Here is a 20,831-nt window from a genome sequence, read left to right as displayed (position 1 = left end):
GCATTACCTGCCGCTAGGAAATTTCTTAGGCCCGCTCGGAACGGTCTTAGTCATCGCCGCGACGTGTTCGCCAATACTTCTCCTCACCCGCTGGCCGCGCGCCGGCAGGCATTGACCAATTTAAGGAGATCAGATTCGTGAACCGCACGTTACTCGCCCTTCCCCTGGCCATGTTCTTCGCAGGCTCCGCTTTTGCGGTGGACCCGATCGAGAAGCAGGTACAGGTGACCGCCCAGGTGCCGACCGACGCTTTCTTCGTCGAGCCGGTAGGCGGCAACTGGATGAACGACCCGCAGGAAATGGCCTGGAACTCGTATCAGGCCAAGCTCGATCCGATCCGCAAACAATTGCAGGTCAAGAGCACTGTGGGCCCGATCACCGCCTATCTGGTTTCGCCGGCGGTCATCGCCAGCGGCACCGAAAACATCGGCCTCGACGTCAAGGTCGGCGACACCGTGCTGCAGACCACCCCGGCCGAAGTCGTCAGCGCCACCCAGGCGGCACCGGGCGCGATCATCGGCTTCGAGGTGGCGGCCCAGCCCGCGCCGGCGAGCGGTTATGTGCCTGGCAATTACCAGGGCCTGGTGAGCATGATCTTCGAAACCGCCGCACCCTGAGCCTTCTCTCTTCGTTCATCCGTTGTTCCCCCTGACCCTCGGCTCCCGCCGAGGGACGGGTGGGTATTGCCTGCAAGCGACACCTCATGACCAATCATTCCATCCTGGCGGCCATGGGCCGCTGCTTGCTGTTGCCGGCCTGGCTGGCCGTCCACGCGCCCGCTAGCCAGGCCGCCGGCAATGCACTTGGTGCCGTCGATGGCCTGCCGCGCGAGTTCGAAGCGCATTTTTTTGATGTGCCGCTGGCGGTCCGGGTCGACCTTGATGGGCGCTACCTGGGTGATGCCATGGTGGTGCTCAGTCGCGATCAGCGCGTGCAGCTGCTGGAGTTCACCGATACCCTCGACAGCCGTGAACCGGAAAGCCTGCGCCGCCGCTGGCACGAGCGCCTGTTTGACGGCCGTCCTTTGGGGGACTGCCGCGGTGATTGCCCCGACGGCCTGCGCGCGGTGCACTACAGCCTAGTGAACTCGCAGCTGTCACTATTGACCGACCAGGCCGAGATCGCTGAGGTCAGTGAACGTTTTCACCGCCAGCCGGAGCAGGGCAGCTATGGGCTGCTACTACGCAACCAGCTCAACCTGGTCAATGACGGCCATGCCACCAGTGGTCGTTATGCATTGCAGGGCCAGGGCAGCGTCGGCAATTGGACCACCTTGGCCGATGGCCAGCTTGACCGGGGTAGCGACAGCCGCCAGGGCACGCGCCACCGGGTCGACCAGCTGTATGCCGAGCGCCTGGTAGAAAACCAGTTTTATCGGCTGGGCTACTTCACCCCAAGCGCCCAGGGGTTGACCCGCCAGCCGCGGTTGATGGGAAGCACGGCCGATACCACCTTCGGCTTGATGCTGGGGAGCAGCGACAGCCTGGCCATCGATACTGGCGCACCCAGCACCACGCCGATCTACGTTACCCCTAATCGTCCCGCCGTCGCCGAGGTCTATCGCAATGGCGTGCTGATCAACAGTCAACCGGTGCAGCCTGGTTTGCAGACCCTCGACACCAAGGTCCTGCCCGGGGGCATCTACGAAGTCGAGGTACGGCTGGTCGAAGACGGCCAGGAAACCTCGCGCAGTCAGGAGTTCATCTACAAACCCAGTAACTGGCGCAGCACCGATGCGCCCTGGCGCTACAACCTTTACCTGGGGCGCCAGAGCACATTACTGAGCAACTGGGAGCGTGATACCGACGACAGCCTCGCCGCTGGCGTGCTGGCCAACTACATGTTGCATCCGCGGGCGATCCTGGGTATGTCGGCGCAACGGGTTGATGACGCCATGCAGTATGGCACCTCGCTGGACTGGGATATGCGTGAGCGTTTCAAGCTGTACGCCAACCTGTTCCAGACGCAAGGGCAGGGCAACGGCTACGACATCCAGCTGATCCATGCCTATGACAGCGGTTCGTTGGTTGCCAGCCACAGCCGAACCTGGCTGGCGCGCCCTGACTGGCGCCGCCTCGATGATAGAGCGCGGCGGCCATTCCAGGCGCGCCAGACACAGTCGTCCCTGTCGCTGAACCATCGCCTCGACCCGCGCAATACCGTCAGCATGCGGCTTTCGCAGTCTGAAGACGTCAATGCCGGCACCGGTCTCGACCTGGGGTGGGCTTACTATGGTCGGCTGCTGGGCTCCGATGCCAACTGGCGGTTGTCGCTGTTCGATCGTCCAGGAACGGCAGCCACCGGCGAATCTCGCAGCCGCGGCGTCAACTTGAGCCTGAGCATGAGTCTGGGTGGCGGCAGTGGTCGGCGTGTGTCCGCCAGTGTCGGTAGCCGCACCTCGCGCGACGGCGGGCGCGATCTCAACGCCTCGCTGGCCTACCAGCAAGATGTCGATATCGGCCCGCTGCGCAGCGTCGGCGCAACGCTCAGTGCGGACCGCTACGGCGCAGGGCTTGGCGGCGATACCCAGTTCGAGAGTCAGGTCGTGCACGGCGATGCCTATGTCCAGCGTTCGTCCTACAGCGGCGACTTCACCGGTGGCCTGAATCTGCAGAGCATGTTGGCCGTGGGAGCAGGCAAGGCGGCCATGAGTGGTCAGTACCTGCCGCACCAGGCCGGGCTGATCGTTGATGTCGAGACCGATATCGAGGGGTTGAAGCTGCGCGCCGACGACCGCCATGGCGGTTCCGCCAACCTGCAGCCTGGGCGCAACCTGATCCCGGTTGCAGCCTACAAGGCCGGGCATGTGCAGTTCGATTTTGAGGGCAGCGCGGTCACCGCAGCCGTTATCCAGCCCGCGAGCCTGGACTATCACCTCAACCGTGGCGGCATCGAATACCGTGAACTGCGGGTGTTTCGCACTGTTACCGTGCTTGGGCGCCTGTTTGACGAGCATGGCAAGCCGATGCGCGGCGCCCAGTTGATCAACCACGCCAGCCGCAGTGTCACCGAAACCGATGGCTTCTTTGCGGTCGAGATGAGCGAGTTGAACCCTACCTTGGAGATTCGCCAGCAGGGGCAGGCGGTATGCCTGCTGAGTCTGGACGTGAGCACGTTGGCGCGGGAGGACGATGTGCTGCTGGCTGGCGACCAACGCTGTGTGCCTGGGGTGGCGCAGGTCGAGGCGGTTGCACGCAACGGGCAGGGTTAAGCCGTTCAGTAAGGTGCAGCTCGGATGATCCCTGCTCAGGGCAAAGGCCTACAGCCGTTTAGGGCGTTTCAGATTGCCATGCGGGAAGGTTCCCGCAGGTTCGGCCATGGCCACGCAGCCACTCCCCATCAATACTTTCCCGTCAATGACGCACGGAGTTCGCATCATGAATATTTTCCGCCTGCTGGCCTCGACACTGCTGGCGCTGCCTCTGGTCGCCAGTGCCGCTCCCGAGCTCAATGTCGGCGCGCTTTATGACTACGTCGACGGTGACAAGAGCACCTTGCTCAAGCGGGTACGCAACAGCGGCGACACCACTGCGTTCGTCAAGGTCAGCGTCGCTGAACTGGTGTATGACGCAACTGGTGTTGCCCGTGAAATTGCCACCGATGGGCTGCCACTGGAACAGCGCGGCTTGATCGCCAGCCCGGCGCGGCTGATCATCCCCGCCCAAGGCATGCAGGCGGTACGCCTGCTTTATCGTGGCTCACGGGAGCAGGAGCGCTATTTCCGTCTGCGCTTCGTACCGGTGCTTCCGGAGTCGGGCGATGGTTTCATGGTGGATGACCAGGAGGCGGAAAAGTACCGTGACAGCCTCAAGGCCGGGGTCAATCTGCTGGCCGGATATGGCTCGCTGTTGTTCGTCCGGCCTGCCGAGACACGCTACCAGACCCACGTACGGCGCGCAGGCGGGCAACTGACTGTCGTGAACCAGGGTAACGCCACGGTTGTGCTCGATCATTTTCGCCTGTGCCAAGCCGCAGGGCAGGGATGTGCGCCCGCCACCAAACACCACGTCCTGCCGGGTCGCACCCGGCAGTTCGACGGGGAGACCGGCAAGGTGCATCAGCTCGAGTTAATTGAGGGCGGTAATACCAAGGCAATGGTGGTGGAGGGATGATCGTGTTTTTTTCATCCACCAGACAGCGAGGGTGGGCACGCTGGGGCTGCGCGATAGTACTGTGCGGGGTCATGCCAGTGGCCAGCGCATTGGACGTGACTATCAGCGCAGAGTACCGGGGTGGCGGATCAGGTCGCTTCGAAAACACAACGCCTCCGGGTGGGGTGTGCAGGTACTGGCCCGCCACGTGCCGAGGGGCCACGACGGTCGACTTGCCGATTACCTTCACGAAAAAAGCGGTACAGGAGGCGGCGGATCCGCGCGACGAGTTCTTCCTGCAGCTTCCCGGGCGGCGTGAGGTGGACGTCTACCACGATGAAACCGGTGAGCCACGGCGAATGGCCTTCGAGTGGACGTTGTTCAGCGTGGTTGCGAAGAGCGCAAGGCTCGATCGCAATCCAACTTATAACCGGATACTCGGAGGATGTGTTTCCGGTGGTGGATCGTCCGGCAGTTGGGGAGACGGCAGGGCGCGGGTGCTTTGGCGTCTAAGTGATTCGCTCACGCCTGGCGCTTGCTGGTCGCGTAGCATCTATGCTCCCGCAGGCACCGTGATGCAGGCTGACGTTGAAGAACTCAGTGTGGGTTTCAACCTGAACATACCGCCACCTTACCGGCTCAAGGCCGGCAAGTACCGGGGCTCGACCACCTTTCGCATCGGCCCGGGTGGTGATTTCGACTTTGGCAACGATGTCAGCAACCTGAGTGGTGACAGCCTCACCATCAATTTCGAACTCGATGTGCAGCACGCCTTCATGTTCGAGTTTCCGCCTGGTTCCGACCGGGCTGTGCTGGAGCCCAGGAACGGCTGGCAGGCCTGGTTGGCCGGTGGCAAGGCGCCGCAGCGCATCTATCGCGACCTGCCGTTCAGGGTGTGGTCCACCGGCCCGTTCAAGGTCTATAAGCTTTGCCAGCACGACATGGGCGCGCACTGCGCGATCCGCAGTGACGAAGGGGAACAGGTGGCTGTGGAGGTCGCCATGAGTCTGCCTGCGGGTATCCAGCACCGGGGCCAGGCGGTGGAACGCCTGCAGTTGCCTACTGGCCGCTTCGCGGCGCTTCAGTTCGAGGCGGCCATGCCAACGTTGAATCGACCAGGCCAGTTGCATTTTGAGGTGGGACGCAGTGATGTCCAAGCGATGCTCAAGCACCCTGGCAGTACTTATGCCGGCCAGGTCACCGTGGTCTTCGACGCCGAGCTTTAACCGGCTGAGGTAGCGCACGAGGTAAACGCTATGCACAGAGCACTTGTGGTTGACGACCACCCTTTCATCCGCAGCACCGTCTGTATGCTGCTGCGCCAGCAACGCCTGGAGATAATCGGCCAGGCCGACAATGGCATCGACGCGGTGCGCCTGGCCCGTGAGCATGCGCCGGACCTGGTAATTCTCGATATCGCCATGCCGGGCCTGGATGGGCTGGAAGTGATCGCCCGGATCAAGGCCCTGGGGACGCCCACGCGTATAGTGGTGCTGACCTCGCAACTGGCCGAGTCCTACTCATTGCGCTGCATGCAGGCTGGGGCCGTTGGGTATGTGTCTAAAACCGATGATCTCGATGAACTCGGCAAAGCGGTGCGCGCTGTGCTGTCTGGCTATAGCTACTTTCCCGAAGTGGCGCTCAGCTCGGTCAACCGCCGTGACCTGCAGGCAACCGAGGCACAGTGCATCGCCAGTTTGACCGATCGCGAGTTGATGGTCCTCCAGCACTTGGCGCGTGGCTATAGTAACAAAGCCATCGGCGAGGCCATGTTGTTGAGCAACAAGACCATCAGTACCTACAAGATTCGCCTACTGGAAAAGCTGCGACTCAGCTCGTTGATCGACCTGGCGGATTTCGCCCGTCGCAACGCGCTCATCTGAGCGCTGTAGTCCCGTGTTCCTGCGTGCCTTGCTGATAGGGATACTGGGGGGGCTTGGCTACCTGCCAACTTGCGCGGCCGTGCAATTGCATGCACGCCCCGCCCCGCAGACACCGCCGCCGGTTCTGGATAACGAGGAACTGCGTTGGCTGTGGGAGCACCGCGTGTTACGCCTGGGCGTGATCGCCCGTGACAACCCACCGTTCGACATGCTTACCACGGGGCAGGCCTACGAGGGCATCACCGCCGATTACGTCGGGCTGCTGGCGAGTCAACTGCGCCTCGAAGTGCAGTTGCAGGTGTTTGCATCGTTCGCCGAGACGGCAGCTGCCCTGCGCCAAGGCCGTATCGACCTGCTCGGGTCCGTCAGCCCGCAGCAGGCGCTCGAGGCAGGTCTGCATCTGTCTGCGCCCTATGCCCAGGATCGTCCCTTGCTGATCGCCCCGCAGGAGCATGCGCGGGAACGGGCCCGCAGCGGCGCCAGCTTCAGGTTGGCGCTGGTCGACGGATATCGTCCGCGCCAACAGGTACAGGCGTTATACCCCTTGGCCGAAATCCAGCTTCATCCCTCGCCGTTCAGCGCCTTGGCGGCACTCGCGCTGGGTGACGCCGACCTTTATCTGGGCAGCACGCTCGGAAGCCGTTATCTCCTGGGCCGCAACCAATGGAACGGTGCCGAGGAAATTGGCCATGCGGCCCTGACCAGCCAAGCTGTCGGTTTTGCCATGGCCCGCGACAACAAGGCGTTGATCGGCCTGGTTGATCGAGTATTGGACGGCCTTGGCGATCAGCATGCGGATATTCACGAGCGTTGGCATGCCCGACCTGCTGCCGTGCACAGGTCGCCAGGCATCCCGCTGAGCGATGTCGAGCGGCACTGGCTGGCCGAAAACCCACGCATCATGGTGCTGGTGAATGAACAGGCAATGCCGCTGAGCTATCGCGATGGTAAAGGCCAACTGCAAGGGTTGAGCTTCGATCTGTTGCAATTGCTTGGCCGGCGAACGGGCTTGGAGTTTGACATCGAGGCGGGTGGCACTACGGCACAGATGGTCGAGCAGGTACGCATGGGAAAGGCACAATTGATCGCGGGCCTGCCCTACAGCCCGGCGCGTGGAGAGCGCCTGCGATTCACTCGTGGCTTTCTGAGTTCTGCGTATGTGCTGGTGATGCAGGGGCACGCCGAGCGACCAGGTGATCTCGCCCAGCTGAACGGGCGGCGGCTGGCACTGGAGGAAGGCAGCGTGGCACAGGCGTTGCTGGCCCAGGCATATCCGAGGGTCGTGCAGTCACCGGTCAATGGTGCGTTGGAGGCGGTGCACGCGGTGGCCGCCGGGAGAGTCGCGGCAGCCGTGCTGCCACTCGTCCAGGCCCGGTTACTGGTTGCGCGCTGGTACCCGGGGCGGCTGCGGATCAGCAGCCTGGCCTTGCCAGCGGAGCATTTCGCGTTCGCCAGCAGTCCGGGTGCGGTTCATCTCCAGAGCATCCTCGACAAGGCATTGCTCGATCTGGCACCACGCGAAATCGATGTGCTGGTCCGGCGCTGGCGCAGTCCGCTGATCGTTGCCGCCAGTACCTGGCAGCGGTACCGGACTCCCCTGCTGCTGGGATTTCTCGCTGCTTTTGCCGCACTGCTGGTAGCGCTGCTGTGGATCCGCTACCTACGCCGTCTGCAGGTGCAGCTGCGGCGGGCCAAGCAAGGGGCCGAGGCAGCAAGCCATGCCAAGACTCATTTCCTGGCAGCCATGAGCCATGAGATCCGCACGCCGTTGCATGCCCTTTTGGGCATGCTGGAGCTCGCCCAACGCAAGGCCGGATGGGGCGTGCTCGATCACTTGGCCATCGAGGTGGCCGCTGACGCTGCCCGGGGACTGCAGGAACTGATCGGCGATATCCTCGATGTCACCCGTATCGAGGCGGGCGAGTTACAGTTGACGCCAGCGGTGGCATGCCTGCGCGAACAGGTGTCGCAGGTTATCCAGTTGTTCGACCATCAGGCTCGTGTCAAGGGATTGCGGCTCGATCTCACCGTTGAGGGCGAAGTTGACCGCCCGGTATTGCTTGACCCGGTGCGCTTGCGGCAGGTATTGGCAAATCTGTTGAGCAATGCGATCAAGTTCACCCAGCAGGGGCGGGTACAGGTGAGCGTCTGTGCTCAGTCCCGCGGCGATTGCCTGGTGGTACGCCTGATCGTCGAGGACACCGGTATCGGCATTGCCAAGGCCGAATTGGCCGAGCTGGGCCAGCCCTTTCGCCAAGCCAGCAATCAGTCCCAGTCGCCGCGCAGCAGCACGGGGCTTGGATTGGGCATCTGCCGCAGCTTGTGCCAGATGATGGGCGGCAACTTGCAGTTGAGCAGCGAGCTGGGCAAGGGCACCCAGGCGCAAATCTACCTGGAGCTGCCAATTCATCCGCAGTTTCCGTCAGAGCCCGTGGTGGCACCACGCAGTGATGTCCCGTCGGACGCAGTACCGCTGCGCGTGCTGGTGGCGGACGACTATCCGGCCAATCGATTGCTGTTGGCTCAGCAACTTGATTACCTGGGGCATCACGCCCGGGTTGCCGAGGATGGAGCGCAGGCCCTACGGCTGTGGTTGAACGAGCACTTCGATGTCGTCATCAGCGATTGCAGCATGCCGCGCCTCGACGGCTATGGTCTGGCCAGGGCGATTCGTCTGCATGAGCGTCGCAATGGAGGGACGGCGTGTCGACTAGTCGGGCTCACCGCCAGCGCGCTGGCGGACGAACGCCGACGCTGCCTAGCGGCAGTCATGGATGATTGCCTATTCAAACCCCTCGGTTTGCAGGCGCTGATCGGTGCCCTGGGCGGCAGTGTTGCGCAGCAGGGCAAATGTCTGGGGGATGAGGGCGCGCGCACGTCGATATTCGATTTCGATCATCTACGACAGTTGGCGGACAATGATCAGGGCGCACTGGAAGCGTTGCTTGCCGATCTGCGTCGCAGCAATCGTGATGATCTCACCCGCCTGGCAGATTCAGGAGACGATCCAAAGGCTCTGGCTGCCTTGGCGCACCGGGTCAAGGGCGGCGCACGCATCTTGCGCGCTGGCGATCTGATCAATGCCTGCGAGCGCCTGGAGGGCAGTTGCGCCAGCGCCCCCTTGGATCTTGAACGACTTCGCCGTGATGCTCAGGCCTTGCATGCGGTGATGCAAGACCTGGAGCACTATCTGGGCAGCCGGACTCAAGGCTGAGCGTCATGCCAGGCCAGGTTCATATCCTGCCCAGCAACAAGAGGATCAACAAGACCACCAGTACCACCCCGATTATGCCGGACGGGCCGTAACCCCATGCGCGGGAGTGAGGGAAGACCGGTAAGCCGCCGATCAGCAGTAAGATCAGGATGATAATGAGGATGGTGGTCATGGCGAAGTCCTTGCGTTATGGAAGGGCTGGGGCATAGCGGTAGCCGCTTAATGTTTCCGACTGGTGCCCTTGTATAAAAATTCAATCCACCTGCCTGACGATTGAATGGCCTGCCGCCCAATGGCGCCGTATTCAGCAGTTTGATGCCGTACCGGCAGCCGTGGTGTTGTGGCTAGACTCCAGCCATTCCCACTGTTCAAGGCGCTCCACCATGCACAACCGAATGATGATCACTGGCGCCGGCTCCGGCCTTGGCCGCGAGATTGCCCTGCGCTGGGCTCGCGAGGGCTGGCAGCTGGCTCTGGCAGACGTCAATGAGGCGGGCTTGCGCGAAACCCTGGCCTTGGTGCGCCAAGCCGGTGGTGACGGCTTCTCCCAGCGCTGCGACGTGCGCGATTACAGCCAGCTCACCGCCCTGGCCCAGGCCTGCGAGGAAAAGCTCGGCGGCATCGACGTGATCGTCAACAATGCCGGGGTTGCGTCGGGTGGATTCTTCGCCGATTTGTCCCTGGAGGACTGGGACTGGCAGATCGCGGTCAACCTGATGGGCGTGGTCAAGGGCTGCAAGGCGTTCCTGCCGCTGCTCGAGCGCAGCCGTGGGCGGATCATCAACATTGCCTCCATGGCCGCCCTGATGCAGGGGCCGGGCATGAGCAACTACAACGTGGCCAAGGCTGGGGTGCTGGCCTTGTCCGAGAGCCTGCTGGTGGAGTTGCGCCAGGTCGAGGTGGCGGTGCATGTGGTGTGCCCGTCGTTCTTCCAGACCAACCTGCTCGACTCGTTCCGCGGACCAGATCCGGCGATGAAGGCGCAGGTGGGCAAACTGCTGGAAGGTTCGTCGATCAATGCTGCGGATATCGCCGAACATATCCACCAGCGGGTCGCCGCTGGCGAGTTCCTGATCCTGCCCCATGAGGCCGGGCGCCACGCCTGGCAGCTCAAGTGCCAGGCGCCTCAGCGGCTTTACGACGAAATGGCGGACATGGCGGTAAAAATGCGGGCGAAGGCGCGCAAAACCGCGCATTGAGAGAGATTTCTGTAGGTTTTTTTACCTTTGCCAGTAGGTTGCGTCTATTTGTCCTGAGAAGGATTGAGTAGGCCAAAGCTGGCGGGGCAGTCTCCGATTTTCCCTTGAGCTGGAGGATCGGAACATGCTGGTAATTGGACGAGAAGTGGGCGAAGTCATCGTCATTTCCGAAAACATCAAGATCCAGGTGATGTCCGTCGAGAACGGCCAGGTCCGCTTCGGTATCTGCGCGCCGCGGGACGTGGAGGTGCACAGGACCGAGGTGTACAAGCGCATCAAGGCACTTGAGCTCGAGAAGCAGCAGGCTTGAGGGCCCGCTACTCGAACAGCTCACGCGCAACTTCATGCTTGGCCAGCAACTGGCACTGCTGGCTGTCCATGTCGAACAGGATGAAGGCCTGACCTTTGGCCAAGGCCTGGCGTACCCGCAACACGCGGGTTTCCAGCGGCGTGTCGTCGCCGTTGTCGGTACCGTCGCGGGTGACGAAGTCCTCGATCAGGCGGGTCAGTGTTTCGGCTTCAAGTTGCTCGTAGGGGATCAGCATGGTCTGGGCGGTGGTTGTGGGAATGGAGGCATGCTACGTGAATTTGGGGGCCTGGTGCGCCCCATTCCCGCTCGATCACCCTTTGTTGCCCACCAGACTGTCCACCGCCGGCACCCGGGTGTCGCTTTCCATCTGCGTGTCGTGTTCCAGTTGGTGGCTGAAGCGCTCCAGTGAGGCATTGGCCGGTTGCGAGTCGCTGGCGAATACCGGCGGGCTGAGCAGGTAGGCACCGAGCAGACGGCTCAGCGCCGCCAGGCTGTCGATATGGGTGCGCTCGTAGCCATGGGTGGCATCGCAGCCGAAGGCCACCAGGGCGGTGCGGATATCGTGCCCGGCGGTCACCGCCGAGTGGGCGTCGCTGAAGTAGTAGCGGAACAGGTCACGGCGTACCGGCAGGTCCTGATCGCCGGCCAGCTTGAGCAGGTGACGCGACAGGTGATAGTCGTAGGGCCCGGAGGAATCCTGCATGGCCACGCTCACCGCGTGTTCGCTGGACGCCTGCCCCGGCGCCACCGGGGCGATGTCGATGCCGACGAACTCGCTGACGTCCCAGGGCAGGGCAGCGGCGGCGCCGGAGCCGGTCTCCTCGGTGATGGTAAACAAGGGATGGCAGTCGATCAGGGGCTGGCGGCCGCTTTCCACCACGGCCTTGAGCGCCGCCAGCAAGGCCGCCACGCCGGCCTTGTCGTCCAGGTGGCGGGCGCTGATATGGCCGCTTTCGGTGAACTCCGGCAACGGGTCGAAGGCCACGCAGTCACCGATGGCGATCCCCAGCGCCTCGCAGTCGGCGCGGGTAGCGCAGTAGGCGTCCAGGCGCACCTCCACATGTTCCCAGCTGATCGGCATCTGGTCGATGGCTGTGTTGAACGCGTGCCCGCTGGCCATCAGCGGCAGCACGCTGCCGCGGTAGACGCCGGTGTCGGTGAACACGCTGACCCGGCTGCCCTCGGCAAAGCGGCTCGACCAGCACCCCACCGGCGCCAGCGCCAGGCGACCGTTGTCCTGCAACTGGCGCACGCTGGCGCCGATGGTGTCCAGGTGCGCCGAGACGGCGCGGTCGGGCGAGCTCTGGCGGCCCTTGAGGGTAGCGCGGATGGTGCCGCGACGGGTCAGCTCGAAGGGGATGCCCAGTTCGTCCAGGCGCTCGGCGACATAGCGCACGATGGTATCGGTGAAGCCGGTGGGGCTGGGGATGGCGAGCATCTCCAGCAGTACACGTTTGAGGTAGTCGAGATCGGGTTCGGGAAGTCGTTCGGACATGTCCAGGTCTCCGGTCGGGGTGAAATTTTCAAACTGTGGGCAAGGTCTTGTGGGAGCGGCCTTGGGTCGCGAAAGGGGGGGGCGAAGCGCCCCCGGGATGTCAGCTTCGCTGCATCTACTGCCGGGCCCGCTTTGCGGGCCTTTCGCGACACAAGGCCGCTCCCACAAAGATCCGAGGAACTGTCAGGCCAAGGGGCGGCTGTGGGGAAACAACAAGTCGACAAAGCGCTCGGCCGTAGGCTGCGGTTCATGATTGGCCAATCCCGCACGCTCGTTGGCCTCGATGATCACGTAGTCCGGGTGCTCGGCATCGCGGACCATCAAGTCCAGGCCCACCACCGGGATTTCCAGGGCGCGGGCGGCACGTACGGCGGCATCGGCCAGCACCGGGTGCAGGCGCGCGGTGACATCCTCCAGGGTGCCGCCGGTGTGCAGATTGGCGGTACGGCGCACGGCCAGCCGTTGCCCGGCGGGCAGGATGTCGTCGTAGCCCAGCCCCGCGTCCTTGAGCGTGCGCGCGGTCTCTTCGTCCAGTGGAATGCGGCTTTCGCCACCGGTGGCCACCTGGCGGCGTCTGCTCTGGGCCTCGATCAGGGCACGCAGGCTGTGCCTGCCGTCGCCGATCACCTGGGCCGGATGGCGGATTGCTGCCGCCACCACCTCGTAGCCGATCACCACGATGCGCAGGTCGACGCCTGCATGGAAGCTCTCCAGCAGCACGCGGCTGTCGAAGGCGCGGGCTTGCTCCACGGCATGGCTCAGCGCTTCGAGGGTGGTGATATTGACCGCCACTCCCTGACCCTGTTCGCCATCCACCGGCTTGACCACTACCGCGCCATGCTCGTCGAGGAACGCATGGTTGTCATCGACGCTCCCCGCCAGTTGCTGCGCCGGTACCTGCAGGCCAGCGTTGTGCAAGGCCTGGCGGGTCAGGCGCTTGTCCTGGCAGAGGGTCATGGTGACGGCGCTGGTCAGGTCACTCAACGATTCGCGACAGCGGATGCGCCGTCCGCCCAGGCTCAGGGTGAACAGCCCGGCATCGGCATCATCGACCTGAACTTCGATGCCTCGGCGCAATGCCTCGTCGACGATGATCCGTGCATAGGGGTTGAGGCCGGCCTCGGGCCCTGGGCCGAGGAACAACGGCTGGTTGATGCCGTTCTTGCGCTTGATGGCGAAGGTCGGCAGGGTGCGGAACCCAAGCTTCTTGTACAGCCGCTTGGCTTGGCGGTTGTCGTGCAGCACCGATAGGTCGAGACAGGCCAGGCCGCGGCTCATGAAGTGTTCGATCAGGTGGCGTACCAACACTTCGCCGACGCCCGGGCGGGTGCAGTGTGGGTCCACCGCCAGGCACCACAGGCTACAGCCGTGTTCGGGGTCGTCGAAGGCCTTGCCGTGGTCCAGGCCCATGACGCTGCCGATTACCGTGTGGCGGTCTTCGTCCTCGGCCAGCCAGTACACCGGGCCGCCGAGGTGGCGCGGGGTCAGCAGCTCGGGATCGACCGGCAGCATGCCGCGGGCCTGGTACAGCGCATTGATTGCCTGCCAGTCCGCCGCACCTTGCGCCCGCCGAATGCGAAAGCCGCGAAACACGCGTTGCGCTGGCCGGTAGTCGCTGAACCACAGGCGCAAGGTGTCCGAAGGATCGAGGAACAGCTGTTGCGGCGCCTGAGCCAGCACCTGCTGCGGCGCGGCGACGTACAGGGCGATATCGCGCTCGCCGGCCTGTTCTTGCAGCAGCGCTTCGGCCAGGCTGAGCGGATCGGGGTAGGTGTGCCCGATCAGCAGCCGCCCCCAGCCACAATGCACGGCCCGTGGCTGGTCATGGGGCTCGCTGCCGTCACCGGCCAGGCGTGCCTGCAGGCGCTCGTAAGACGGCGCCTGACCGCGCAGCAGGCGTTGGCCGTAGGCGATCTCGTGGGCTTTCATTGGTCAGATTCCTTGTTCGCTGAGCCACAGGTTCAAGGCCGCCAGCTGCCACAGCTTGGAGCCGCGCAGCGGGGTAAGCTGGCCGTGGGGGTTGCTCAGCAGGCGGTCGAGCATGGCCGGATCGAACAGCCCGCGATCCTGACTGGGGTCGGTCAGCAGCTCGCGCACCCAGTCCAAGGTGGCGCCTTGCAGATGCTTGAGGCCGGGCACCGGGAAGTAGCCCTTCTTGCGGTCGATCACTTCGTGTGGAATGACTCGGCGCGCCGCCTGCTTGAGCACCTGTTTGCCACCGTCGGGCAGCTTGAAGCGCGCCGGTATGCGCGCCGACAGCTCCACCAGGCGGTAGTCGAGGAACGGCGTGCGCGCTTCCAGGCCCCAAGCCATCGTCATGTTGTCCACCCGCTTGACCGGGTCGTCCACCAGCATCACCGTGCTGTCCAGGCGCAAGGCCTTGTCCACCGCGTCCGGCGCGCCGGGGCGGGCGAAGTGCTCGCGAACGAAGTCGCCGGCCGCGTCGTTGTCCAGGCGCCACGGCGCCTGCACGGTGTCGCGGTATTCGGCGTGGCTGCGGTCGAAGAACGCGTCGCGATAGGCACCGAAGGCGTCCTCGGCACCGTTCACCTGCGGGTACCAGTGGTAGCCGGCGAACAGCTCGTCGGCGCCCTGTCCGCTCTGCACGCCCTTGCAATGCTTGGCCACCTCCCGCGAGAGCAGGTAGAAGGCGATGCAGTCATGGCTGACCATCGGTTCGCTCATGGCGCGGAAGGCCGCTGGCAACTGCTCGATGATCTCGTGCTCGGCGATGCGCAGCTTGTGGTGGCGGGTGTGGTAATGGCTGGCGATCAGGTCGGAATACTGGAACTCGTCGCCGCGCTCGCCGCCGGCGTCCTCGAAACCGATGGAGAAGGTCGACAGGTCGTCCACGCCTGCCTCGCGCAGCAGGCCGACCAGCAGGCTGGAGTCGACGCCGCCGGAGAGCAGCACGCCGACGTCCACTGCGGCGCGCTGGCGGATCGCCACGGCGTCGCGGGTGGCATCGAGCACGCGGCTGGTCCAGCCCTCCAGGTCGAGCTCGCGCTCGTCCGGGTTCGGGCCGTAGTGCAGTTGCCACCAGGTCTGGCGCTCGACCTCGCCATGGCGGTCGATACGCATCCAGGTGCCGGGCTCGAGCTTTTGCACATTGGCCAGCAGCGTGCGCGGCGCCGGCACCACGGCGTGGAAATTCAGGTAGTGGTTCAGTGCCACCGGGTCGATCATCGGGTCGATATCGCAGCCCTTGAGCAGTGCCGGCAAGGTTGAGGCGAAGCGTAGGCGCTCGCCGTTGCGCGACAGGTACAGAGGCTTGACGCCCAGGCGGTCGCGGGCCAGGAACAGGCGCTGACTGTCGCGCTCCCAAATGGCCAGGGCGAACATGCCGTTGAGCTTGGGCAGCAACGCCGCGCCCCAGGCGTGATAGCCCTTGAGCAGCACCTCGGTGTCACCGTCGGACCAGAAGCTGTAGCCCAGGGCCTGCAGCTCCTGGCGCAGTTCCGGGAAGTTGTAGATGGCGCCGTTGAAAGCCAGTGCCAGGCCCAGGGTGTTGTCGACCATGGGCTGGGCCGAGCCGTCGGACAGGTCCATGATCTTCAGGCGCCGGTGGCCGAGGGCGATCGGGCCCTGGCTATGGAAGCCCCAGGCGTCGGGGCCGCGGGGCGCCAGGTGGTGGGTGATGCGCTCCACCGCGGCGAGGTCCGCCGGGCGTGGGGCTTGGTCGATGGGGGTGAAACGTAACTCTCCTGCTAATCCGCACATAAGTCCTTACCGGTTTTGCCGTTGGGGAAGGTGCCCGAAATAAGGGACACTTAGGTAGGGACCGAGGTAGGTTGTGAGAGTTTTAGATCGATCTGTTATATGGGGTGAGTGGTCCCGGGAGCGCAAGGCGCCCCCCTGCGGTAGTGCTACTTGCCGCGAATCAGCCGGCGCAGCGAGAAACGGTTGGGATGACAGGCCTCGGCCACCGCCCTGGGCAGCGGCAAGGGCTCGCCGCTGACCCAGGCGGCGATCAGCTCACCCGACAACGGTGCGGTGATCAATCCCCGCGAGCCATGCCCACTGTTCACATACAGCCCCTCCAGCCACGGGCAGGCCACATCCGGCACCTGTCGTGCATCCTTGGCCAACATGGCGTAGGCCTGGTTGAACGCCTCGACATCGGCCAGCGGCCCGACGATGGGCAGATAGTCCGGGCTGGTGCAGCGGAACGCCGCCCGGCCCTGCAGTTGTGCCGGGTCCAGTTCGGCGGTGCGCAGGCGGGTGGCCACGTCTGCGGAAATATCATCCAGCAGCGCCAGGTTGCCCCGGTGCTCGGCCACGGTCGGCGCCAAGTCCTCGCTGTGAAAGTCGAAGCTGGCGCCCAGGGTATGTTCATTGCCACGAGATGGCGCCACGTAGCCGTCGGCGCAAACCACCGTGCGCAGCTCCCGGCTTGCCACGGTGGCCGGCAGGCGGGTGATCTGCCCGCGTATGCGCTTGAGCGGCAGCCCGGCGCAGGCCGGGAACTGACGGACATCGGCAGCCCCGGCCAACACCACCAGCGGCGCGCTGGCCAGCAGGCGCTCGCCGTCCCAGGCCTGCCACAGGCCGTCGGTCTTGCGCAGCGCGATGACGTTGGCATGGCCAAGCAGGCGGATGCGTGGATGCTCCAGTTGGGCCTGGCACAGCGCCGGTGGGTGTACCCAACCACCTTCGGGGTAGAACAGGCCGCCGCTGGCCAGCGCCACGCCCGCCGCGGCTTCGGCTTGTGCCCGGTCGAGCTGGCGCAGCAGGCTGTTGTCGAAGGCACTTGCCAGCTTGGCCTGACGTTCGCCTTCCTTGTCGTCAAAGGCCAGTTGCAGCACGCCGCAGGCGTCCCAGTCCTGGCCGCGTTGCAGGTGCTCGAGCCAGCGACGGGTGTAGCCGAAGCCGGAAAGGATCATCTGCGACAGGGCGGTGCCGTGGGCGGACAGTTTGAGGTACAGCACGCCCTGGGGGTTGCCCGAGGCCTCCTGGGCCGGCCCGTCGTGGCGCTCCAACACGCAGACTTGCCAACCCCGGGCCGCCAGGCTGCGCGCGGTGGCACTGCCCGCCAGGCCGGCACCGATCACCAGCGCCTCGCGTGGCCCCGGCAAGGGTGCTGGGCGTGCGTACCAGGGCGCCGCAGGGGCGGCGGGCGCGCCGCTGTAGACGCCATGCATTACCTCCCACTTCTTGCCGATACCGGGCACCTTCTTCATGGTGAACCCGGCCTCGATCAGCGAGCGGCGCACCCAGCCGGTGGTGGTGAAGGTGCCGAGGGTGGTGCCGGGGTATGACAGGCGCGCCAGCTGGGCGAACAGCTCGGGCGTCCACATGTCGGGGTTCTTCGCCGGGGCAAAGCCGTCCAGGAACCAGGCGTCGATGCGCGCGTCCAGTTGTGGCAGTTGCTCCAGCGCATCGCCGATCATCAGCGTCAGGGTGACGCGGCCGTCATCGAGGCTCAGTTGCTGGAAACCCGGATGGATCGCCACGTACTGATCGAGCAGGGGCCGGGTGAAGGCCGCCAGTGTTGGCCACAACTGCATGGCGCGCTCCAGGTCGGCGCGGCTCAGGGGGTATTTTTCCACGCTGACGAAGTGCAGGCGCGCCTCGGCGTGAGCCAGCTCTTCGAACAACTGCCAGGCGCAGAAGAAGTTCATGCCGGTGCCGAAGCCCGTTTCCCCGATCACCAGGCAGTCCCGCGGCGCCAGCTCGGCAAAGCGCTGGCGCAGATGGTTCTGCTCGATGAACACGTGCAGGGTCTCGTCGATGCCTTCGTTGATGGCGAAATAGACATCGTCGTATTGCCGAGAGTGGGGGCGGCCCTGGTCGTCCCAGTCGATCTGGGCGTGCTGGGGGAGGGTGGTATCGGACATGGTCGGCTCGGTTGCAGCGGATGACGGATTTTAAGCGATTCGCGTGGCGAGTGTCGGCCCTATCGCAAGGCGCGACAGAATCGATACGCATGGCGCAAATCCGCTAATCTTGCTTATCCATTGAAGGAGCGCTCCATGTTCGAATCCGCCGAAATCGGTCACAGCATCGACAAGGACACCTACGAAGCGGAAGTCCCCGCCCTGCGCGAGGCGCTGCTCGAAGCCCAGTATGATCTCAAGCAGCAGGCACGCTTCCCGGTGATCGTGCTGATCAACGGCATCGAGGGCGCCGGCAAGGGTGAGACGGTCAAGCTGCTCAACGAGTGGATGGACCCGCGGTTGATCGAAGTGCGCACCTTCGACCAGCAGACCGACGAGGAACTGGCCCGGCCACCGGCCTGGCGCTATTGGCGGGCGCTGCCACCGAAGGGGCGGATGGGCGTGTTCTTCGGCAACTGGTACAGCCAGATGCTCGAGGGCCGCGTGCATGGCCAGTTCAAGGATGCCGTGCTCGACCAGGCCATCGCCGGGGCCGAGCGCCTGGAGCAGATGCTCTGCGACGAAGGCGCGCTGATCATCAAGTTCTGGTTCCATCTGTCCAAGAAACAGATGAAAGCCCGGCTCAAGGCGCTCAAGGATGACCCGTTGCACAACTGGCGCATCAGTCCGCTGGACTGGCAGCAGTCGGAAACCTACGACCGCTTCGTGCGTTTCGGCGAGCGGGTGCTGCGCCGCACCAGCCGCGATTACGCGCCCTGGCATGTGGTCGAGGGCGTCGACCCGCATTACCGCAGCCTGGCAGTGGGGCGGATCCTGCTGGAGAGCCTGCAGGCGGCCCTGGCCAACAACCCCAAAGGCAAGCATCAGGGCAACGTCGCGCCGCTGGGGCGCAGCATCGACCAGAAGAGCCTGCTCGGCGCCCTGGACATGACCCTGCGCCTGGACAAGCACGACTACCAGGAACAGCTGGTCACCGAACAGGCGCGCCTGGCCGGCCTGCTGCGCGACAAGCGCATGCGCCGCCACGCCCTGGTGGCGGTGTTCGAAGGCAATGACGCGGCCGGCAAGGGCGGGGCGATCCGCCGCGTGGCGGCGGCGCTGGACCCGCGCCAGTACCGCATCGTGCCGATTGCCGCGCCCACCGAGGAAGAGCGTGCCCAGCCTTACCTGTGGCGGTTCTGGCGGCACATCCCGGCACGGGGCAAGTTCACCATCTTCGACCGCTCCTGGTATGGCCGGGTGCTGGTGGAGCGGGTCGAGGGTTTCTGCAGCCCGGCGGACTGGATGCGTGCCTATGGCGAGATCAACGACTTCGAGGAGCAACTGAGCAACGCTGGGGTGGTGGTGGTCAAGTTCTGGCTGGCCATCGACCAGCTTACCCAGCTGGAGCGTTTCGAGGAGCGCGAGCAGATTCCGTTCAAGCGCTACAAGATCACCGAGGAAGACTGGCGCAACCGCGACAAGTGGGACATCTATTCCGAGGCGGTGGGCGACATGGTCGACCGCACCAGCACCGAGATCGCGCCGTGGACCCTGGTGGAGGCCAATGACAAGCGCTGGGCGCGGGTGAAGGTGCTGCGCACGATCAATCAGGCGTTGGAGGCGGCGTTCGCCAAGGACAAGAAGTAGGCGGATCGTGCAGGGGGGGCTTGGCTTTTAGCGGGGCAAGCCTGCTCCACGATAGCCCGCCCGGGCATTGAGCATGCGTCCAGGGAATGACCTGATGAAATCTTTTCCCGCCACATCCTCCCCGGCAAGCCTTTAGACTGCACCTTCCCCCACCAAGGTCCGACTCGAGGACACCATGCACATTTCTTCCGGACGCTGGGTCCAGGGCCTTCTGTTGGCGCTGTTGACGGCGTTTCTCTGGGGCATCCTGCCGATCAAGCTCAAGCAGGTGCTGCAGGTGATGGACCCGGTAACCGTCACCTGGTACCGCCTGAGTGTTTCCGGCGGCCTGTTGTTCGCCTGGCTGGCGGCTAATCGGAGGTTGCCATCGTTCAGCCGCCTCGGAATCAAGGGTAAGGGCCTGGTGGCCGTCGCGGTGGCCGGACTGGTCGGCAACTATGTGCTGTACCTGGTCGGCCTGAACCTGCTTAGCCCCGGCACCGCGCAACTGGTGGTCCAGCTGGGGCCGGTGCTGTTGCTGGTGGCCAGCGTGTTTGTGTTCAAGGAGCGCTTCAGCCTGGGGCAGGGCCTGGGGCTGCTGGTGTTGCTGGTGGGGTTCGGGTTGTTCTTCAACCAGCGCCTGGAAGAGCTGCTCACTTCGCTTGGCACCTACACCACCGGTGTGCTGACCATCATCCTGGCGACCAGCATCTGGGTGTTCTATGCCCTGAGCCAGAAGCAGCTGCTGACGGTGTGGAATTCGCAGCAGGTGATGATGGTGATCTACCTGTGCTGCGCGCTGCTGCTCACGCCCTGGGTGCATCCGCTGGAGGCGTTGCAGCTCAGTCCGGTGCAGGGCTGGTTGCTGCTGGCCTGCTGCCTGAACACGCTGGTGGCCTATGGCGCGTTCGCCGAGGCGCTGGCGCATTGGGAGGCCTCGCGGGTCAGCGCGACCCTGGCGCTGACACCGCTGGTGACCTTTGTTGCGGTGGCGCTGGCGGCCTGGCTGTGGCCGGAATACGTGCATGCCGAGCAGATCAATGGCCTGGGCTATGTAGGGGCGGTGACGGTGGTGCTGGGGTCGGCGTTGGTGGCCTTGGGGCCGTCGCTGATCGCGGGGTGGAAGGTACGTCGGGTGCGGGTTGATTGATAATTTCATCGCGGGGCAAGCCCGCTCCCACGCTGCGTTTTGTG

16 protein-coding genes are annotated in these 20,831 nt (G+C 64.5%); 10 read left to right on the top strand and 6 right to left on the bottom strand.

Annotation, left to right across the window (positions count from 1 at the left end; genetic code table 11):
* Window positions 1–137: 137 nt before the first annotated feature.
* The 6 genes from AC25ND_RS22120 (at window position 138) to AC25ND_RS22095 (ending at window position 9,188) form a co-directional block, all read left to right on the top strand.
* Window positions 138–617 (top strand): CS1 type fimbrial major subunit, encoded by a 480-nt coding sequence (locus AC25ND_RS22120; protein ID WP_028690854.1) that lies wholly within the window; start codon window positions 138–140, stop codon window positions 615–617.
* A gap of 86 nt (window positions 618–703) precedes the next feature.
* Window positions 704–3,211, top strand: coding sequence for a TcfC E-set like domain-containing protein (locus AC25ND_RS22115; RefSeq protein ID WP_486976592.1), 2,508 nt, complete (start codon window positions 704–706; stop codon window positions 3,209–3,211).
* A 166-nt stretch (window positions 3,212–3,377) separates the two neighbouring features.
* Entirely contained in the window at window positions 3,378–4,112 is a 735-nt protein-coding gene (locus AC25ND_RS22110) for a fimbrial biogenesis chaperone (RefSeq protein ID WP_028690852.1), read from the top strand.
* A gap of 212 nt (window positions 4,113–4,324) precedes the next feature.
* A complete protein-coding gene (locus tag AC25ND_RS22105; protein WP_178080953.1) occupies window positions 4,325–5,317 on the top strand; it encodes a hypothetical protein in 993 nt (330 codons plus the stop codon).
* 30 nt (window positions 5,318–5,347) lie between these two features.
* On the top strand, window positions 5,348–5,974 hold the full coding sequence (locus tag AC25ND_RS22100) for a response regulator transcription factor (RefSeq protein WP_028690850.1): 627 nt from the start codon (window positions 5,348–5,350) through the stop codon (window positions 5,972–5,974).
* 13 nt (window positions 5,975–5,987) lie between these two features.
* Window positions 5,988–9,188 carry an ATP-binding protein gene (locus AC25ND_RS22095; protein WP_486976591.1) on the top strand — a complete coding sequence of 1,067 codons (3,201 nt, stop codon included), beginning with the start codon at window positions 5,988–5,990 and terminating at the stop codon, window positions 9,186–9,188.
* Window positions 9,189–9,207: 19 nt separating this feature from the next.
* Here AC25ND_RS22095 and AC25ND_RS22090 read toward each other — a convergent pair whose 3' ends face one another.
* On the bottom strand, window positions 9,208–9,360 hold the full coding sequence (locus AC25ND_RS22090; RefSeq protein WP_023630061.1) for a DUF3309 family protein: 153 nt from the start codon (window positions 9,358–9,360) through the stop codon (window positions 9,208–9,210).
* 211 nt (window positions 9,361–9,571) lie between these two features.
* Here AC25ND_RS22090 and AC25ND_RS22085 point away from each other — a divergent pair, with 211 nt between their 5' ends.
* Both AC25ND_RS22085 and csrA read left to right on the top strand, forming a co-directional pair.
* Window positions 9,572–10,387, top strand: coding sequence for an SDR family oxidoreductase (locus AC25ND_RS22085; RefSeq protein WP_062361488.1), 816 nt, complete (start codon window positions 9,572–9,574; stop codon window positions 10,385–10,387).
* A gap of 124 nt (window positions 10,388–10,511) precedes the next feature.
* The gene (csrA, locus tag AC25ND_RS22080) at window positions 10,512–10,697 is read left to right on the top strand and encodes a carbon storage regulator CsrA (protein WP_028690848.1); all 186 of its coding nucleotides are present in this window, start codon (window positions 10,512–10,514) and stop codon (window positions 10,695–10,697) included.
* A gap of 7 nt (window positions 10,698–10,704) precedes the next feature.
* Here csrA and AC25ND_RS22075 read toward each other — a convergent pair whose 3' ends face one another.
* From AC25ND_RS22075 to mnmC, 5 genes are all read right to left on the bottom strand, one after another.
* The gene (locus AC25ND_RS22075) at window positions 10,705–10,932 is read right to left on the bottom strand and encodes a YheU family protein (RefSeq protein ID WP_028690847.1); all 228 of its coding nucleotides are present in this window, start codon (window positions 10,930–10,932) and stop codon (window positions 10,705–10,707) included.
* 75 nt (window positions 10,933–11,007) lie between these two features.
* The gene (locus tag AC25ND_RS22070) at window positions 11,008–12,192 is read right to left on the bottom strand and encodes an osmoprotectant NAGGN system M42 family peptidase (protein WP_028690846.1); all 1,185 of its coding nucleotides are present in this window, start codon (window positions 12,190–12,192) and stop codon (window positions 11,008–11,010) included.
* Window positions 12,193–12,375: 183 nt separating this feature from the next.
* On the bottom strand, window positions 12,376–14,121 hold the full coding sequence (gene ngg / locus AC25ND_RS22065) for an N-acetylglutaminylglutamine synthetase (RefSeq protein ID WP_062361491.1): 1,746 nt from the start codon (window positions 14,119–14,121) through the stop codon (window positions 12,376–12,378).
* 3 nt (window positions 14,122–14,124) lie between these two features.
* Window positions 14,125–15,912: an N-acetylglutaminylglutamine amidotransferase gene (locus AC25ND_RS22060; RefSeq protein ID WP_486976590.1), complete on the bottom strand. Its 1,788-nt coding sequence runs from the start codon at window positions 15,910–15,912 to the stop codon at window positions 14,125–14,127.
* Between the two features lie 146 nt (window positions 15,913–16,058).
* A complete protein-coding gene (gene mnmC, locus AC25ND_RS22055; RefSeq protein WP_486976589.1) occupies window positions 16,059–18,029 on the bottom strand; it encodes a bifunctional tRNA (5-methylaminomethyl-2-thiouridine)(34)-methyltransferase MnmC2/FAD-dependent 5-carboxymethylaminomethyl-2-thiouridine(34) oxidoreductase MnmC1 in 1,971 nt (656 codons plus the stop codon).
* 135 nt (window positions 18,030–18,164) lie between these two features.
* Between mnmC and pap the strand changes: the two genes are divergently transcribed.
* The gene (gene pap / locus AC25ND_RS22050) at window positions 18,165–19,658 is read left to right on the top strand and encodes a polyphosphate:AMP phosphotransferase (RefSeq protein WP_486976588.1); all 1,494 of its coding nucleotides are present in this window, start codon (window positions 18,165–18,167) and stop codon (window positions 19,656–19,658) included.
* A 175-nt stretch (window positions 19,659–19,833) separates the two neighbouring features.
* The gene (locus tag AC25ND_RS22045; protein ID WP_486976587.1) at window positions 19,834–20,787 is read left to right on the top strand and encodes a DMT family transporter; all 954 of its coding nucleotides are present in this window, start codon (window positions 19,834–19,836) and stop codon (window positions 20,785–20,787) included.
* Window positions 20,788–20,831: the final 44 nt, after the last annotated feature.

The sequence above is a fragment of the Pseudomonas sp. P110(2024) genome (assembly GCF_057480795.1).
This window is presented reverse-complemented; position numbering and strand designations above follow the sequence as displayed.

What these genes read in the sequence shown, in the direction of transcription:
- AC25ND_RS22110 (WP_028690852.1), top strand. Translation starts at nt 3,378, where the DNA reads ATGAATATTTTCCGCCTGCTGGCCTCGACACTGCTGGCGCTGCCTCTG.
- ngg (WP_062361491.1), bottom strand. Translation starts at nt 14,121, where the DNA reads ATGAAAGCCCACGAGATCGCCTACGGCCAACGCCTGCTGCGCGGTCAG.
- AC25ND_RS22100 (WP_028690850.1), top strand. Translation starts at nt 5,348, where the DNA reads ATGCACAGAGCACTTGTGGTTGACGACCACCCTTTCATCCGCAGCACC.
- pap (WP_486976588.1), top strand. Translation starts at nt 18,165, where the DNA reads ATGTTCGAATCCGCCGAAATCGGTCACAGCATCGACAAGGACACCTAC.
- csrA (WP_028690848.1), top strand. Translation starts at nt 10,512, where the DNA reads ATGCTGGTAATTGGACGAGAAGTGGGCGAAGTCATCGTCATTTCCGAA.
- AC25ND_RS22115 (WP_486976592.1), top strand. Translation starts at nt 704, where the DNA reads ATGACCAATCATTCCATCCTGGCGGCCATGGGCCGCTGCTTGCTGTTG.
- AC25ND_RS22075 (WP_028690847.1), bottom strand. Translation starts at nt 10,932, where the DNA reads ATGCTGATCCCCTACGAGCAACTTGAAGCCGAAACACTGACCCGCCTG.
- AC25ND_RS22060 (WP_486976590.1), bottom strand. Translation starts at nt 15,912, where the DNA reads ATGTGCGGATTAGCAGGAGAGTTACGTTTCACCCCCATCGACCAAGCC.
- AC25ND_RS22070 (WP_028690846.1), bottom strand. Translation starts at nt 12,192, where the DNA reads ATGTCCGAACGACTTCCCGAACCCGATCTCGACTACCTCAAACGTGTA.
- AC25ND_RS22085 (WP_062361488.1), top strand. Translation starts at nt 9,572, where the DNA reads ATGCACAACCGAATGATGATCACTGGCGCCGGCTCCGGCCTTGGCCGC.
- AC25ND_RS22045 (WP_486976587.1), top strand. Translation starts at nt 19,834, where the DNA reads ATGCACATTTCTTCCGGACGCTGGGTCCAGGGCCTTCTGTTGGCGCTG.
- AC25ND_RS22090 (WP_023630061.1), bottom strand. Translation starts at nt 9,360, where the DNA reads ATGACCACCATCCTCATTATCATCCTGATCTTACTGCTGATCGGCGGC.
- mnmC (WP_486976589.1), bottom strand. Translation starts at nt 18,029, where the DNA reads ATGTCCGATACCACCCTCCCCCAGCACGCCCAGATCGACTGGGACGAC.